This window comes from Kitasatospora sp. NPDC056783, assembly GCF_042789895.1.
Taxonomy (GTDB): Bacteria; Actinomycetota; Actinomycetes; order Streptomycetales; family Streptomycetaceae; genus Kitasatospora.
This window is the reverse complement of sequence record NZ_JBHUAF010000005.1, coordinates 59,398-73,458: the sequence shown is the minus strand read 5'-3', so window position 1 is coordinate 73,458 and position 14,061 is coordinate 59,398. Positions and strand designations below refer to the sequence as shown.

The following is a 14,061-nucleotide window of genomic DNA, read 5'->3' as shown; positions in this document are numbered from 1 at the left end:
CGAGCTGCGCCTTCGCCGGGCGGCCGATGGCGGGTCAGTCGACGGGAGGTCAGCTGACGTAGATCCGCGGGCTCTGCATGTCCCCGACGACCTGGCCGTTGTTCGTGATCCAGGTCTCCACGACGTAGGTGCCGGGCTTCAGGTTGCAGGCGCCGAGGTCGTAGTACTGCATGCTCGACGGGTAGATGTGCACCGGCCCGCGGTTGCAGTCCCACGGGGTGGCGGTGTTGCCGACCACCAGATCGACCCGGCCGTACAGGTTGACGTCGGTGTTGCCGCTCTGCATCCAGGTGCCGAAGGTGATCTGCGCCGAGCCGGAGATGCTGGAACACGGGCCCATCCGGTAGCCGGCACCGACCGGGTCGATGTTGCGACAGCCCGCACCCGACACGGCGGCGTTCGCGGGTCCGGCGGCCACCAGGCCCGCGCCGCCCGCGAGCACGAGGGGGAGAACTGCCGATGCTGCCTTGCGCAGGAGGTTCATGGGGTTGTCCTTCGGATCGGAACGGAAGGGGACTTCTCACGAACACGGGCACCGGCCGGTCACCGCGGACGAGGCTAAGCCGGGAGCGCTCGCATGGTCTAGACCTCCTCGGGTCAAGGAGCGGTCAAACGATCAGGAGCCCGGCCTTCCGGGACCGGTCCGTGGCCCGCCCGGCGCGGCCCCTGTCGGTCCCCCGTGTCAGACTGCCCGGCATTGCGAGCCGATACGGAACTCCTACGGGACCTGATCGCCACGACACCCTGGATCGCCGTCCGGCCCGGCGGCGGCCACCCAGAAGCCGCGATCCGGGCGGCGGAGTCGGCCCCCTGCGGGGCGACGTCGCGGACGTGGCGGAGCCCCTGGGCACGGGCCTCTTCGACTGGCTCACTCGACTGGCTCACTCGACGGGCTCCCCCGGCCCGCGAGCGGCTGACACCCGCGTGCCCGGCGCCGTCGGGGCACGGGCCGGTCGCCGACGGACCCGCCGCTACGCCCCGGCCTGGCGGTAGAGCGCCACCAGGAGGCCGTACACCGGCTCGCCCTCCGGGTCCTCCTCCGTCTCGTCGACCAGTGCGGCCAGCGCCTCGGCCAGCCGCGCCGCCTTGGCCGGGCCGAGGCGGAGGTGGCGCAGCGTCAGGAGGTGCTCGGCGGGTGAGCGGTCCAGCTCCTGGGCGACGGCGCCGAACAGCGCGGCCGTGCCCTCGGCCCGCGGTTCGGCGACGAGCAGTCGCTCGGCGGTCCGCCGGTAGTACTTCTCGGTGCCGCCGCGTACCCGTCGCGTTCCCGCGTCCTGGACCAGCCCCGCCTCGCACAGCACCTTGAGGTGGTGGGAGACGCTGCCCTTGTTCACCCCCAGCTGCGCGGCGAGCCGGCTGATCGTCGACGGCCGCGTGCCCAGGGCGAAGAGCAGGCGCTGGCGCACGGGGTGGGCGAGTGCGGTGTGCTGCAGAGGCGTGCTGATCCGCTGGACGGCCTCGTCTGGTTGGTGGCTCACCCAATCAAGCGTTAAGTACGTTTGACGCTTTGGCAAGCCGCTGGTCTACTCCCTGCCATGACCTCCGACACATCGTCACCCGCGCTGGACGCCGTCTCCGTCGTCGCGTCGATAGCCGACCTGGTCCGCGAGAACTACGTCTTCCCCGATGCCGCCCGACAGCTGGCGGACCTGCTGCGACTCCGGAGTGCCGAAGGCTCCTACCGGACCGAATCCGCCCAGGAGTTGGCCGAGACCGTCACCGCGGACCTGCGGTCCGTCAACGGCGACCTGCACCTGGCCCTCACCCACCACGCCGTGCCCGTGCCGCCGGAACGGGGCGCGGCCGTCCTCGCCGCGATGCGCCGGGACTTCGACGCCTCCCTGGGCGGTGTTCCGCGTGTGGAGCTCCTCGACCACGGCGTCGCGGTCCTGGAGATCGCGCCCAAGATGTTCCCGCTGGACTGGGCGGCCCGGCCGCTGGCCGCGGCGCTCTCCCTGGTGGCGCCCGCCCGCGCCCTCGTCCTGGACCTGCGCCGCAACACCGGCGGCGATCCCGACACGGTCGCCTTCGTCTGCGGCTACCTGCTCGACGGCCGCACCCACCTCAACACCGTGGTCTCGCGGCAGGGAGAGGTGGCCGCGCAGTCCTGGACGCCCCCGTTCGTGCCCGGTGCCCGCTTCGGCGCCGACAAGCCGCTCTACGTGCTGACGAGCGCGAACACCTTCTCCGCGGGCGAGGAGCTCGCCTACGACCTGCAACAGCTCGGACGCGCCGAGATCGTCGGAGAGGCCACCCGGGGCGGCGCGCACCCTCGCGACGGCTGGACGGTGCACCCGCACCTGGAGCTCAGCGTGCCCGTCGCCCGCGCGGTGAACCCGGTCTCGGGCACCAACTGGGAGGGCACCGGGGTCCGTCCCGACGTGCCGTGCGACGCCGGGGCGGCACTCGACCGCGCGCTGTCCCTGGCCGCGGCACGTCTGACCTGAGTCCCCGGGCCGACGACCCGCGGCCGGCTCCTGCCGGCATCCGAGGCGCCCGAGGCTCCCGAGGCTCCCGAGATCCGGGTGACGTGCCGATGCCGGTCCGGACTCCGCCGACACCGGAGGGACGAACCAGCTCTGGACGTTCCTGAGCCGGTGACCCGAGTCGGAGATCCTCCGGCAGTGGGCGGCGACCTTGTCGAGCCGATCGACGACGAGCCGATCGGCAATCGGCACGGCGGTCCCGTCGGCGGGCTCAGCTGGGGCGGCTGCCGGTGCTCCGGTAGATCGCCGTCTTCCCGGACTCCACCGTGCCGTGCGCCGCGCGGACCGAGTCGCGCAGCAGCTCCAGCCGGCGGGGGCCGGGGGCGGCGCCCAGGGCGGTGAGCACACCGAGCGCGGTGTCGGTCGCCTGGCGTGCGGTCCGCAGGATCGCCGCGCGCTCCTGGTCGTCGTCCTCACCGAGGCCGTGCAGTGCGGTTGCCGCCTCCGCCAGGTGGACGGTGACGCCGTGGACCGACGGCGGGCGCGGATGCCGCCGGGCGGCCTGTCCGTGCGGCCACAGGTGGTCGCGCAGCCGTAGCCGCCGGACAGGGTGCGCGGGAGGGGGGTACGGCTGGGTGCTCATCGCGAAACTCCTCGACATCTCGGGTGCGGGCGCCGCTCCACCGGAACGCCGAGGCGCTTCCTCGCCCCCACCCCCCGAGGCAGCACAGGTCGGCAGGCGTGCGGAGCACCGCCGGGCATATCAGTGGGTAACCTTGAGATTACGGAAAGATTTCGGAAAGGTAAACCACTATGAGGTGATCGTGATGCTTTCCGTCCCGACGTCCTCCCCCACCCTCACCGCGCCGCCGCCGACGGCGCCCGGGCCGGGACCCCTGCGCCTGTTCGTCCGCCAGCCGCTGACCCGCTCCGGCCCGGGCGACCGGGACGTGGTGCAGGCCGTGGTGGACCTGGCCACCGACCCCGCGGTGGCGAGCGGCCCGGTGGCCCTGCTGCCCTACCCGGCCGCCCAGCACGCGGGCACGTTCAAGGAGGCCTTCACCGAGGAGACCGGCCTGGTGTTCACGCCCGCCGCGTTCCGCGCCTGGCGACTGGGCCTGCTCGACAGCGCGCACGCGATGCTGGTGGTGCGCACCGAGTTGAGCGAGTCCGGCGCCTACGAGGTGGCCTACAACGTCCACGCCGGCCCCCGGCTGCCGGTCTTCTTCGCCGTCCACGCCTCCTGCCCCATCAGGACGACCCTGCTGCAGGACCTCGGCCCACTGGTGGACGCCCGCTACCACTCCTTCACCCGGGCCGGGGAGCTGGCCGGGGCGCTGCACTCGTTCCTGGCCGCCGCCCGCCGAAGGGGACGGCCGGCATGAACACCCGCACCTCCCACCCCGCACCCGGCGGCCACCCCCGGGAGGCGGCGGAGCGGGACGCACAGCGCCACCTCGGGTGCGCGACGCGGATGCTCCAGGTGCCCGACACCGCCTGGCCCCAGCAGCAGAACGCGGCCTGGGCCGCCCTCGGGGAAGCCGTCCGCACCGCGCTGGCCGCGATGGCCGCGAGCCGGGTGCCGCCCGGACGACACCGCCTGGTCCTGCTGCGCGAGACCGTCGACAGCGCCCGGGCGGCGGCGCTCTCGGCCCACATGGCCGTCTACCAGCAGCAGGCCGCCACCGCCCACCCACACCCCGGCGAGACCGCGCTCGGGCACCATCCGGCACAAGCCCTCGCCGGCCGCCGCGCCTCCACTCCTCCGCCTCCCCCACCGGGCGCGAGGAGCATCGGAACGACCACCGGCCCCGGGCCCTCCGCGCTCTCCGTCACCCGACTCCGCCGTCACGGCGCCACCCGTCACGATCCCCTGACCACCACGGCACCCTGACCCTTCCGGAACGAACGGAGGAAGGTGCCCGGCCGCCCGACGGCCGGGCACCTTCGCGTTCCGGCGCCGCGAACCCCGCGCACGGCCGCCGCGCCGCGGGCCGCCGGTGCGCTCCCGGACCGGAGCCGGTGCACTGCCGGGTAAGTCCGGCATCGCCCCCGAACCTAACGTTCAGTCAGGTTTCCGGCGGGCCGGTCTCGTTGTACGAGGGCATGGACGAGGGGCTCCCGCCGGTCAGCCCCGCCTGGAGCCCGGTCGCCCACGTCGGCGGCTACCAGGCCTCCGGCCGTGCGCCCGGCGCGGGCGCCCGCCAGGCGGAGCTGCTCGGCGAGGTCGTCGCCGAGTCCGAACCGCACCACCGCCGGCGGGCCGCGCGCGGCCCGGCGGAGGAGCACCACCAGCCGTTCGACCCCTGTTTCCTCCTCTGATCCACCTCCCCGGCCCCGCGCGGAGCACCGCGCGGGACCCCGTCGAGACACACCGAAGGGAACCCCGTCATGGTCGACCTCACCCAGGTCAGCGCCACGCCCAGTCCCGACCTGCTGACCCCGGACAACGCCGTGGTGCTGTTCGTGGACCACCAGCCGCAGATGTTCTTCGGCACCGGCAGCGGCGACCGCACCGCGATCGTCAACGCCGTCGTCGGCCTCGCCAAGGCCGCCCGGGCCTTCGAGGTGCCGACCGTCCTGACCACCGTCGCCGCCGAGTCCTTCTCCGGCCCGCTGCTGCCGCCGCTGGCGGCGGTGTTCCCCGAGGCCGAGGTCCTCGACCGCACCTCGATGAACGCCTGGGAGGACGAGGCCGTCGTCGAGGCGGTCAAGGCCACCGGACGCGGCAAGGTCGTCATAGCCGGCCTGTGGACCGAGGTCTGCCTGGTCCTGCCGGTGCTGTCCATGATCGACCAGGGCTACGAGGTCTACGTCGTCACCGACGCCTCCGGCGGTGTCTCCCCCCAGGCCCACGAGCACGCCGTCCAGCGGATGGCCCAGGCCGGCGCGGTGCCCGTCACCTGGCTCCAGGTCCTGCTCGAACTCCAGCGCGACTGGGCCCGGACGGAGACCTACGGCGCGGTCACGGACATCGTCAAGGAACACGGCGGCGCGTACGGCCTCGGCATCGTCTACGCCCATGCCGTCATCGGCGAGCACGCCGCGGGCTGACCCGCACCGCGCCAGGACCACAGCGGCCCGGGAACCAGGAACCAGGTCCCAAGGAACAGGACACGATGGATACCGGACTGCCGCTCACCCGCGCGGTGCCGCACCGTCTGTCGGCCCCGGACACGTCCTCGTCGCCAACATGACCGGCAACGTCGTCTTCCTCGGGTTCGCCCTGGCCGCCCTGCTGCTCCTGGTCACCGCTCTGGCCGCTCTGGCCTCCCGCCGGGTCTCGGCCCCCGGCGCCCCCTGGGCGCCGCCGACCACCTGAGCGGCCCACCGCACCGCCACACCGACACACCATCGGAACAACAGGAGTTTCCCCGTGATGCGCTCCCTCGCCCGACGCCTCGTCCCCCTCGCCGCGGCGATCGCCGCGCTGACGGCCGTGCCCGCCGCCTCGGCGGCCCCGCCCGCACCGGCCGCACCGGCCGCACCGGCCGCCCGCCACACCTTCGCCGTCGGCCCGCAGTACGACTCCACCCACGTGTACGTCGAGCCGGGCACCGAACAGGCCTTCGCGGCCAGTTGGGTCGCCACCTTCGGCGGCAGCACGATCGGGCCGAACGCCACCCAGGTCACGCCCACCCCCAGCCGGACGCTCTCCGAGCTGATCGTCTCCCCCGTCGGCACGCTCTCGGTGTTCGACTACACCACCCCCGTCCCGTACCCGTTCGGCACCGAGCGCACCGGCTGGCTGGTCACCGACCTGGACAAGGCCGTCCGCGCCGCCCGCGCCGACGGAGCGGCCGTCACCGTGGCACCGTTCGCCGACCCGATCGGCCGGGACGCCGTCGTCCAGTTCCCCGGCGGGATCAACGCCCAGCTCTACGTGCACAACGGCCCGACCTCCTACCCCGAGCTCGCCAGCGTGCCGGAGAACCGGCTCTACCTGTCCCCGGACGCGGTGGGCGCCTTCCTGCGCAGCTACCTCGCCTTCACCGACGGCCGGATCGTCTCCGACGACCGCCGGTCCGACGGCGCCGCCCTCGGCCTGCCCGGCACGACCTACCGGCTCATCCGCCTCACCTCCGGCTTCGGCACCACGACGGTCGCGGTGACGGACGGACACCTGCCGTACCCGTTCGGCCGGGAACTGACCGGCTACGGCGTGCCGGACCTCGGCGCCACCCTGGAGCGGGCGAAGGGCGCCGGCGCTTCGGTGCTGTGGGGGCCGGTCACCGCGGGCGGCCGCGGCAGCGCGATGGTGCGCTTCCCCGGCGGCTACGTCGCGGAGCTGCACACCGAGCGCTGACCGCCGGCCGTCACGCCCGGACCGGTTCCCCACCCCGGCGGCACGCTCCCCGGGGTGGGGCCCGTCCGGGCGCGGTCCCGCCACTCGCGCGGGGAGACCCCGTAGGCGGCCCGGAACGCCCGGCTGAAGTGACTGGCGCTCACGAAGCCCCACCGGCCCGCGACCGCCGCCACGGTCGTCCGGCCCTCCGCCGAACGGGCCAGGTCGCGGCGGCACGTGTCCAGCCGCCGGCGCTGGATCCAGCGGGCCACCGTCACTCCGTCGAGGCGGAAGAGCTTGTGCAGGTACCGCACGGACACGTGATGCGCGGCCGCGATGCGCTCCGGTGTGAGGTCCGGGTCGCCCAGGTGGCGCAGGATGTGGTCCTTCACCCGGGCCAGCGTGGCCAGGGCCACCTCGGACGCGTCCGGTACCGGCCGGCCTCGGCGTTCGTACGCGAGCACCGCGAGCAGGTCGAGCGCCGTCGTGGCGAGCCAGGAGGCCACCTGCGGCTCCATGGTGTCGGCCGACCGGGAGAGGCACTCCAGGTAGGCGGCCACCAGGCGGGCGGTGTCGTCGCGCGTGTCGAAGGCCGTCGCGGTGAGCACCCGCAGGTCCTCCTCGGTGAGTCCCACGGCCGAACGCGGCCAGTGGAAGGCCGTGAGGACGAAGGGCCCGGGCAGTTCCATGACGAACGGCCTCCCGGCGTCGGAGATGGCGAAGACGCCCGGACGCAGTTCCACCCGGCGTCCGTCCTGGAGGAGCCGGGCGGTGCCGCGGTGGTGCAGCGCCAGGGTGAGGCGGTCCTCCCCACCCCGGGCGATCAGGTCCGCGCTGCGCTCGACCCGCTGCGGACCGGCCTGGACCAGGGAGACCTGGACGGCGCCCAGCCGGTGGCTGGTGATCCTCGCGGGGGCCGGCGCGTCCTCGTCCAGGGTGACATCGAGCGGGACGAAGGTGCGGGACACGGCCTCGCGCCAGTACGCGGCGCGGTCACCGGACGGCACCCCCGCGGTGTCGAGGACGACGGACATGCGGTGCTCCTCGGAGAGTGGTCGGACGGCGCGTCAGCCGGGGTCGGCCGGTTCGAGCGCACGCCACTCGCGCGGCGAGACGCCGTAGGCGGCGCGGAAGCTCCGGCTGAAGTGCGCCGGGTTGGCGAAGCCCCACCGCTGGGCGACGGCCGACACCGTCGGGGCGGTACGGCCGCGACGGCCGAGCTCGCGGGCGCAGGCCTCCAGACGGCGCCGCTGGATCAGCCGGCCCACCGTCACCCCCTCGTGCTCGAAGATCCGGTGCAGGTACCGCACCGAGATGTGGTGGGCCCGCGCGATCCGTTCGGGAGACAGCTCCGGGTCGCCCAGCCGGTCGTCGATGTAGTCCCGCACCCGCCGGACCAGGTGCCCGTTCGGATCGTCCGGCCCGTCCGCCGCCCGCCCGTCGGCCAGTTGGGCGACCAGCACGCTCACCAGGTCGGCGACGCTGCCGGCCAGGCGGTCGCCGACCGCCGCGGGGAACGACCGCGCGGACGCGGCCAGCTCGCCGAGGAAGGGCGCCAGCACCGGCCCGCAGCCCTCCAGGGCGCTGACGGCCGTCCCGGCCGCGTGCCGCAGGTCGCGCTCCGGCACGACCAGCAGCCGGCGCGGCAGGTGGAACAGGTGGGTGCGGAAGCGCTCCGGGTAGTCGACGGCGTAGGGCCGTGCCGTGTCGTACAGCACCAGTCCTCCCGGTAGCGCCTCCGCCCGGCGCCCGTCCTGTTCCAGCACGGCCCGGCCCGACACCTGCACCCCCACCACGACCTGCGGCTCGGCGCCCGGGGCCCGCGCGATCAGGTCGGCCGTACGGGACAGGCGGGCGGCGTCCGCCTCCAGGGTGGAGATCCTCACGAACCCGAGCCGGTGCGACTCCACGAGCCCGTGGAACGGCCGCCCGGTGAGCGGGAGGACCTCCACCGGCATCAGCGTGCGCGACACCGCCCTGCTCCGGTACGCCGCCTTCTCCTCGTCCGCCACCGACTCGGTCGTCACCGCCCCAGTCGTCACCGCCCCGGTCGCCACCGCCCCGGTCGTCACCCGCACGTCCATCTGACCGTCCTTCCGCCGAAGTCCTGCGGTTCCAGCCTGGACCGCGCGGACGACCGGCCGTTAGGTCATCTGACTGCTGTGTGCGGCGGGGCGGGCCGAGGGCCGGGCCGGCGGATCAGCCGCTGTCGAGGGCGTGGGCGAGCGCGGCCCGCGAGGTGATCCCGAGCTTGGGGAAGATCCTGTAGAGATGGGCCGCGACGGTGCGGGGCGACAGCTGGAGCTGACGGCCGATCTCCTTGTTGGTCAGACCGGTCGCGGCCAGCCGGGCGATGCGCAGTTCCTGCCCGGTGAGGCCGGCGGGCTCCGCGGCGGACCCGCCCGGCGGCGGCGCCACGATGTCGCCCGCGGCCCGTAGCTCCGCCTCGCACTGCCGGGCCCAGGGGTCCGCCTGGAGGCGGCGGAACACGTGGTATGCCGCGCGCAACGCCTCCCGGGCCCCGGTCCGGTGGCGGCGGCGCAGCCAGGCACCGTGGGCGAGGCGCAGCCGGGCGAGGTCGAACGCCCACCGCTCGGCGCCCGGGACGGCGTAGGCGGCCCGGTGGGCGGCGTCGGCTTCGTCGTCGGCCGCGAGGGCCGCGGTGGCGACGGCGCCGGCGGCCGCGAGCAGGAAGGCGTGGCGGTCGGAGATCTCCGCGGAGCGCGCGGACCGCGCCGCGTCCAGGTGGGCCCGGGCCTCGTCGAGGCGGCCGGTGTGCACGGCGGCCGTCACCAGGTCCAGGACCAGCGTGTGGTGCCAGGGCGGGCCGCTGGGCAGGTGCCCGGGCGGGGTGAGTTCGCAGAAGTGCGCGTAGGCCTCCTCGTAGCGCCGGTGGGCGAGCGCGGCCAGGCCGCGCAGGTGGGTCAGGCGGTCGAGGACGTAGCGCATACGGGCGCGGGTGGCGGCCGGACGGACGGCCTGTTCGATCTCCCGCAGTCCGGCCTCGTCACCCCGGCCGGCCAGGAAGTGGGCGTGGTACTGGCGGAACATCAGGGCGTTGGTGTGGTAGCCGAGTTCGTCGGCGATCTCGGCCTCGCGCAGGCAGACGGCCGACCGGTCCCAGTGCCCGAGCAGGAAGTCCTGGTGGCACTTGGCCTTCGCCACCGAGCCGTGGGTGGCGTAGCCGTGCAGTCCGGTGAAGCTCCGCCACAGGCCGTCCTCGGGGCAGTCGAGCGCCGAGGCGGTCCACAGCAGGAGCCAGGCCGCGCCGGCTCCCTGTTCCTCGGTCATGGCCCCGGCCACCGTCCGCAGCGCCTCGGCGGCCCGCGGTCCGGGGTCGGTCCAGGCCCGCAGGCAGAGTCGGCCCACGTCCGAGACGTGGTCCCGGTGCCGCTCCAGGGCGCGCCACGCCCAGAGGTCACCGGTGTAGCTGGCGGCCAGCAACAGCTTGAAGTAGACCTGCTCGACCAGCCCGCCGAAGGTCTCGGCGCCCGGGGCGGTCAGCGCGTCGAGGGCCGCGGGCAGCAGCGCGGCGGAGGACTCGAAGTCGACGTGGTGGCTCTGGTCGGCGTAGACCACCGCGTACGCGAAGAGCGGGGCGATGTCCGGTGGCACCGTGCTGGACTTCAGCTCCGCCACGAGGCCCGCGGCGCGGCGCAGTTGTCCGCCGCGCGCCGACATCACCGCGGCCCAGGCGAGCCGGCGGGTCCGGTCGCAGGACCCGGGGCTGAGCGCGGCGGCGCGTTCGAGCAGGAGTGCGCCCTCGGCGTCGCCCCCTCGCCGGGCGAGGTCGCGCCCCGCCTCCTGGAGCCGCCGCGCGAGGTCCTCGTCGGGCAGCAGCGCGGCCGAGGCTTCGTGGACCAGCTTGCGGGGGTCGTCGGGCGCGAGGATGGCGGACAGGGCCCGGTGCGCCTCACGGCGTCGGCTGTCAGAGGCGGTGGCGACCACGGCGGCGCGGACCAGGGGGTGGCGGAACACCAGCTGTCCGGCCGGGCCGAGCCGGGCCAGGCCGTCCGTCTCGATCCGTTCCAGGATCTCGCGCGCGTTCTCGTCCGCGACGGCGCGCAGCCACGTTCCGCCGGCGGCCTCCGTACCGGTGGCCAGGGCCCCCAGCAGGAGGAGGCGGCCGACCTCGGGCGTCACCGTGCCCAGTCGGTCGGCGAACATCCGCTCCAACTTCCGTCCCAGTGGAAGCTGTTCGGGCAGCGGCGCGGCCCCGCTCTGCTGGGCGGCCGCGAGCTGGCGTGGCAGCTCCACCAGTGCCAGCGGGTTGCCGGCCGCCTCGGTCAGGAGCCGGTCCCGGGCGGGTGCGGCGAGACCGGGATAGCGGGCGTCCAGCAGCAGGGCCGCGTCGGTCCGGGGCAGGGCCCGCACGTCGAGGATCTCGGCCGACCAGGTCCGGACGGACGGTCCGGCCGGTCGGGTGGCGGCGACGATCGCCACCGGCAGGTCGGCGCAGCGCCGGTGCAGGAAGGCGAAGACGGTCGCGCTGGAGGAGTCGATCCAGTGCAGGTCGTCCAGGAGGAGCAGCACCGGGGCGGTCCGCGTCGCCTCCTCCAGCAGCGCCAGCGCGGCGGCTCCCACGGCGAACCCGCTCGGGGCGCCGGCCCGGACGCCGAGCGCGCTCTCCAGGGCGTCCCGCTGGTGCGCGGAGAGGGCGCCGGAGCGCTGGAGCGGCAGCCGGAAGGCCTGGTGGAGGGCGCCGAACGCGAGATCCGTCTCCGCCTCCGCGCAGAGTGCCCGCAGGACGGTGAAGCCCCGCTCGCGCGCCGCACGCTCCGCCCAGGCCAGCAGGGCGCTCTTGCCGGCCCCCTCCTCGCCGCGGAGCATCACCGTGGAGCCGCTCGCGCCGTCCACCGCCTGGACCAGCGCCGCGGTCAGCAGCTCCGTCTCCCGCTGCCGCCCGACCAGGACCGGAACACGCCCGTCGTCCGCCACCTCGCCCCCCTCGGGTCCGCTCCGCCCGTTCTCCGGGCGCCCAAGGTTACCGTCCGTCAGAACCGGCCGACACTGCGTGGACGGCTCCGGGCGCGGAACGTCCGGGCGCGGAACGTCCGGGCATTTGAGTGGGCTGCCGTCGTAGGTCCGGCGGTAGGGCTCGGCGTCAAGGTGTCGGCGTTGTCGCGATCGATGCGCTCGGTGAGGACTTGGCCGGTGTGGACGTTCAGGGCAGCGATGATCGAGACGGTGCCGTGGCGGATGTACTCGAGCTCCCGGCAGGTGCGCTGCACTAGGGTCGAGCCATGGAGCCGTGGACGTCGCACCGCCCGGTCAACCGCTTCGCCGGTCTTCCCCGGGGTGTCCTCGGCCGCTTCGGGGGCTGGGTCATGGCCAGAGGCGGCAACGCTTCCCAGCACGAGGTCCTCGGCCTGCTCCCGGTCGAGCCCGGCGACCGCGTGCTGGAGGTGGGGCACGGCCCGGGTGTCCTCATCCGCCTGCTCCTGGAGTCGACCGAGGCCGCGTTCGTGGCCGGCGTCGACCCCTCGGACGTGATGCGTTCGCAGGCCTCGAAAGCCGTTGCGGGAGCGATCCTCCAGGGCCGCGCCGACATCCGCGCCGGTACAGCCGACTCGGTACCGTACGGCGACGCCTCGTTCGATCACACGGTCTCGGTCAACAACGCCTCCCGACGCCGACAGCGCCACCTGATCGTCACCCGGCGTTCGTGGACCACGGAAGTCGAACGAGAGCCTGTCGTGGGCGCCGTTCTCGGCGGGTTCGGGAGCCACCGATCGGGTGACCTCCGGGTCAGTCACGCAGTGGGGCCGGTCACACCACCTGCGGACCCGCCGCTGGGCGCCGAGTCCGGTCACAGGCCGCCCGTGTACAGGAGGCGGTTGGGTGATCCGGGGCCGAGGCGGGTGAGAACGTCCTTCGTGGAGTCGGCGACGAGCCTGGCACGGACGTCCTGGGATGCCGCCCGGGGATCCAGCTGTTCGATGAGGGCGGCGGCTCCGGTGACGTGGGGCGCGGCCATGGACGTGCCGTTGAGCGTGCTGGATCCGCCACCGAGTTTGGCGGAGACGATGGCGACGCCGGGCGCGTACAGCGACAGGCAGGGGCCGTAGTTGCTGAAGCTGGCCTGCCGGTCCTGCTTGTTCGTCGCGCCGACGGTAAGGGCCTCCCGGGCGCGGGCAGGAGAGGCCTCGCAGGCGTCCTGGGCGTCGTTCCCGGCCGAGATGACGGGCAGCACGCCCCGGTCGGCCACCGTGTTCACGGCCGCGTCGAGCGCCTCGGAGGCGGGGCCGCCGAGGGAGGCGTTCAGCACCGCCGGCTGCCGGGCGTGGGCGGCGACCCAGTCCAGTCCCGCGAGGGAGGCCGCGGTGGAGCCCTCTCCCTGGCAGTCGAGCACCCGGACGGCGACCAGGGACACGGAGCGGGCCACTCCGTACGTCCTGCCGCCGACGATGCCCGCCACGTGGGTGCCGTGGGAGTGGCAGTCCTGGCCGTTGTGGCCGTCGTCCACGGCGTCGAACCCCACGGTGGCCCGCCCGTCGAACTCCTCGTTCCCGGTTTCGATGCCGGTGTCGACGATGTACGCCGTGACGCCCTCGCCGGTCCCGTTGACCGTGAAGAGGCCGTCGAGCGGAAGGTTGCGCTGATCGATCCGGTCCAGGCCCCAGCTCGCCGCCTCGACGGTCGCCCTGGGCGCGGCCGCGTCTCCGGTACCGCGCGCCTGCCCGTTCCGCGCGGAGCCCGTCTCGGCCGCCTGCGCCGTCCGGGGCCGTGGGGCAGGAGCATCGACGCCGACCCGGGCGTTCTCCTCGATCGCCTCGACCGCGGGCAGGCCACGCGCCGCCCGGAGCTGGAGCGGGGTGAGCCGGGCGGCGAAGCCGCGCAGCGCCGTGCCGTAGGTGAACAGGGGCCGGACGCCGAGCTCGCGCAGCACCGCCTCCGGTGAGAACGCGGGGTTCACCGTGACGATGTACTCGCCCGGTACCGCCGCCACGGATTCCGTCACCGTGACCGGGGGCTTGTCCGGCCCGGTCGTGGCACCCGCGTCACCGGCGCTGCCGATCAGCGGCACGATCAGCAGGAGAACTGCCGCCACCCGGCGGGCACTCGCGCGCATGCGCACTCCCTCACAACACAAGAGCAGGAACCGGCAGTGACCCGAGCGGTCCCGCGGGACGAACGCACGGAGCTGACGGATGGCGGGGAAACGTTCAGGTCGTCCACCGGCGGGGACGGTGCCCTGAAGGGAGGCGGTGTTCACCGGCGGTGCCCGACCGCCGGCGGGCAGAGGCCTCGGGAGGTGGCCCGGTCCTGGGCCCGGGAGGGGGCCGGTGCGGGGGGCCAGGGGGGCCCGGGCGGGCCGGGCCGCCCTGGCGGGGGCGCCGGGGGGTCCGC

General features: G+C 74.6%; 15 protein-coding genes and 1 pseudogene. 9 read left to right on the top strand and 7 right to left on the bottom strand.

Annotated features, from left to right (window positions below):
• Nucleotides 1-49: 49 nt before the first annotated feature.
• Together ACFRMQ_RS02190 and ACFRMQ_RS02185 are read right to left on the bottom strand one after the other, a co-directional pair.
• Nucleotides 50-484 carry a hypothetical protein gene (locus tag ACFRMQ_RS02190; RefSeq protein WP_380725928.1) on the bottom strand — a complete coding sequence of 145 codons (435 nt, stop codon included), beginning with the start codon at nucleotides 482-484 and terminating at the stop codon, nucleotides 50-52.
• A 487-nt stretch (nucleotides 485-971) separates the two neighbouring features.
• A complete protein-coding gene (locus ACFRMQ_RS02185; RefSeq protein ID WP_380725926.1) occupies nucleotides 972-1,478 on the bottom strand; it encodes an ArsR/SmtB family transcription factor in 507 nt (168 codons plus the stop codon).
• A 57-nt stretch (nucleotides 1,479-1,535) separates the two neighbouring features.
• Here ACFRMQ_RS02185 and ACFRMQ_RS02180 point away from each other — a divergent pair, with 57 nt between their 5' ends.
• Complete coding sequence (locus ACFRMQ_RS02180; protein WP_380725924.1) at nucleotides 1,536-2,447, top strand: S41 family peptidase; 912 nt, start codon at nucleotides 1,536-1,538, stop codon at nucleotides 2,445-2,447.
• A gap of 250 nt (nucleotides 2,448-2,697) precedes the next feature.
• On the opposite strand, the gene ACFRMQ_RS02175 is transcribed toward ACFRMQ_RS02180, so the two are convergent.
• A complete protein-coding gene (locus ACFRMQ_RS02175; protein ID WP_380725922.1) occupies nucleotides 2,698-3,069 on the bottom strand; it encodes a hypothetical protein in 372 nt (123 codons plus the stop codon).
• A 184-nt stretch (nucleotides 3,070-3,253) separates the two neighbouring features.
• Here ACFRMQ_RS02175 and ACFRMQ_RS02170 point away from each other — a divergent pair, with 184 nt between their 5' ends.
• The 6 genes from ACFRMQ_RS02170 (at nucleotide 3,254) to ACFRMQ_RS02145 (ending at nucleotide 6,732) form a co-directional block, all read left to right on the top strand.
• A complete protein-coding gene (locus ACFRMQ_RS02170; protein WP_380725920.1) occupies nucleotides 3,254-3,811 on the top strand; it encodes a hypothetical protein in 558 nt (185 codons plus the stop codon).
• Nucleotides 3,808-4,320 (top strand): hypothetical protein, encoded by a 513-nt coding sequence (locus tag ACFRMQ_RS02165; RefSeq protein ID WP_380725918.1) that lies wholly within the window; start codon nucleotides 3,808-3,810, stop codon nucleotides 4,318-4,320. Before ACFRMQ_RS02170 ends, ACFRMQ_RS02165 begins: the two co-directional genes overlap by 4 nt.
• Before the next feature lie 212 nt (nucleotides 4,321-4,532).
• A complete protein-coding gene (locus tag ACFRMQ_RS02160) occupies nucleotides 4,533-4,748 on the top strand; it encodes a hypothetical protein (RefSeq protein ID WP_380725916.1) in 216 nt (71 codons plus the stop codon).
• Between the two features lie 69 nt (nucleotides 4,749-4,817).
• A complete protein-coding gene (locus tag ACFRMQ_RS02155) occupies nucleotides 4,818-5,480 on the top strand; it encodes a hydrolase (RefSeq protein WP_380725914.1) in 663 nt (220 codons plus the stop codon).
• Between the two features lie 139 nt (nucleotides 5,481-5,619).
• Entirely contained in the window at nucleotides 5,620-5,748 is a 129-nt protein-coding gene (locus tag ACFRMQ_RS02150) for a hypothetical protein (protein WP_380725912.1), read from the top strand.
• A gap of 57 nt (nucleotides 5,749-5,805) precedes the next feature.
• Nucleotides 5,806-6,732 carry a VOC family protein gene (locus ACFRMQ_RS02145; protein WP_380725932.1) on the top strand — a complete coding sequence of 309 codons (927 nt, stop codon included), beginning with the start codon at nucleotides 5,806-5,808 and terminating at the stop codon, nucleotides 6,730-6,732.
• Here the strand turns inward: ACFRMQ_RS02145 and ACFRMQ_RS02140 are convergent.
• Nucleotides 6,702-7,745, bottom strand: coding sequence for a helix-turn-helix domain-containing protein (locus tag ACFRMQ_RS02140; protein ID WP_380725910.1), 1,044 nt, complete (start codon nucleotides 7,743-7,745; stop codon nucleotides 6,702-6,704). The two genes, ACFRMQ_RS02145 and ACFRMQ_RS02140, sit on opposite strands and share 31 nt — an antisense overlap.
• Before the next feature lie 33 nt (nucleotides 7,746-7,778).
• Complete coding sequence (locus ACFRMQ_RS02135; RefSeq protein ID WP_380725930.1) at nucleotides 7,779-8,669, bottom strand: helix-turn-helix domain-containing protein; 891 nt, start codon at nucleotides 8,667-8,669, stop codon at nucleotides 7,779-7,781.
• On the opposite strand from ACFRMQ_RS02135, the gene ACFRMQ_RS02130 reads away from it, so the two are divergent.
• A complete protein-coding gene (locus ACFRMQ_RS02130) occupies nucleotides 8,644-8,799 on the top strand; it encodes a hypothetical protein (RefSeq protein WP_380725934.1) in 156 nt (51 codons plus the stop codon). The two genes, ACFRMQ_RS02135 and ACFRMQ_RS02130, sit on opposite strands and share 26 nt — an antisense overlap.
• A gap of 111 nt (nucleotides 8,800-8,910) precedes the next feature.
• On the opposite strand, the gene ACFRMQ_RS02125 is transcribed toward ACFRMQ_RS02130, so the two are convergent.
• Nucleotides 8,911-11,649 (bottom strand): BREX system ATP-binding domain-containing protein, encoded by a 2,739-nt coding sequence (locus tag ACFRMQ_RS02125; protein ID WP_380725908.1) that lies wholly within the window; start codon nucleotides 11,647-11,649, stop codon nucleotides 8,911-8,913.
• 305 nt (nucleotides 11,650-11,954) lie between these two features.
• Here ACFRMQ_RS02125 and ACFRMQ_RS02120 point away from each other — a divergent pair.
• Nucleotides 11,955-12,272, top strand: a pseudogene (locus ACFRMQ_RS02120) (class I SAM-dependent methyltransferase); the annotation flags it as partial.
• A 248-nt stretch (nucleotides 12,273-12,520) separates the two neighbouring features.
• Here ACFRMQ_RS02120 and ACFRMQ_RS02115 read toward each other — a convergent pair.
• Nucleotides 12,521-13,783, bottom strand: coding sequence for a S8 family serine peptidase (locus ACFRMQ_RS02115; RefSeq protein WP_380725906.1), 1,263 nt, complete (start codon nucleotides 13,781-13,783; stop codon nucleotides 12,521-12,523).
• Nucleotides 13,784-14,061 lie beyond the last annotated feature (278 nt).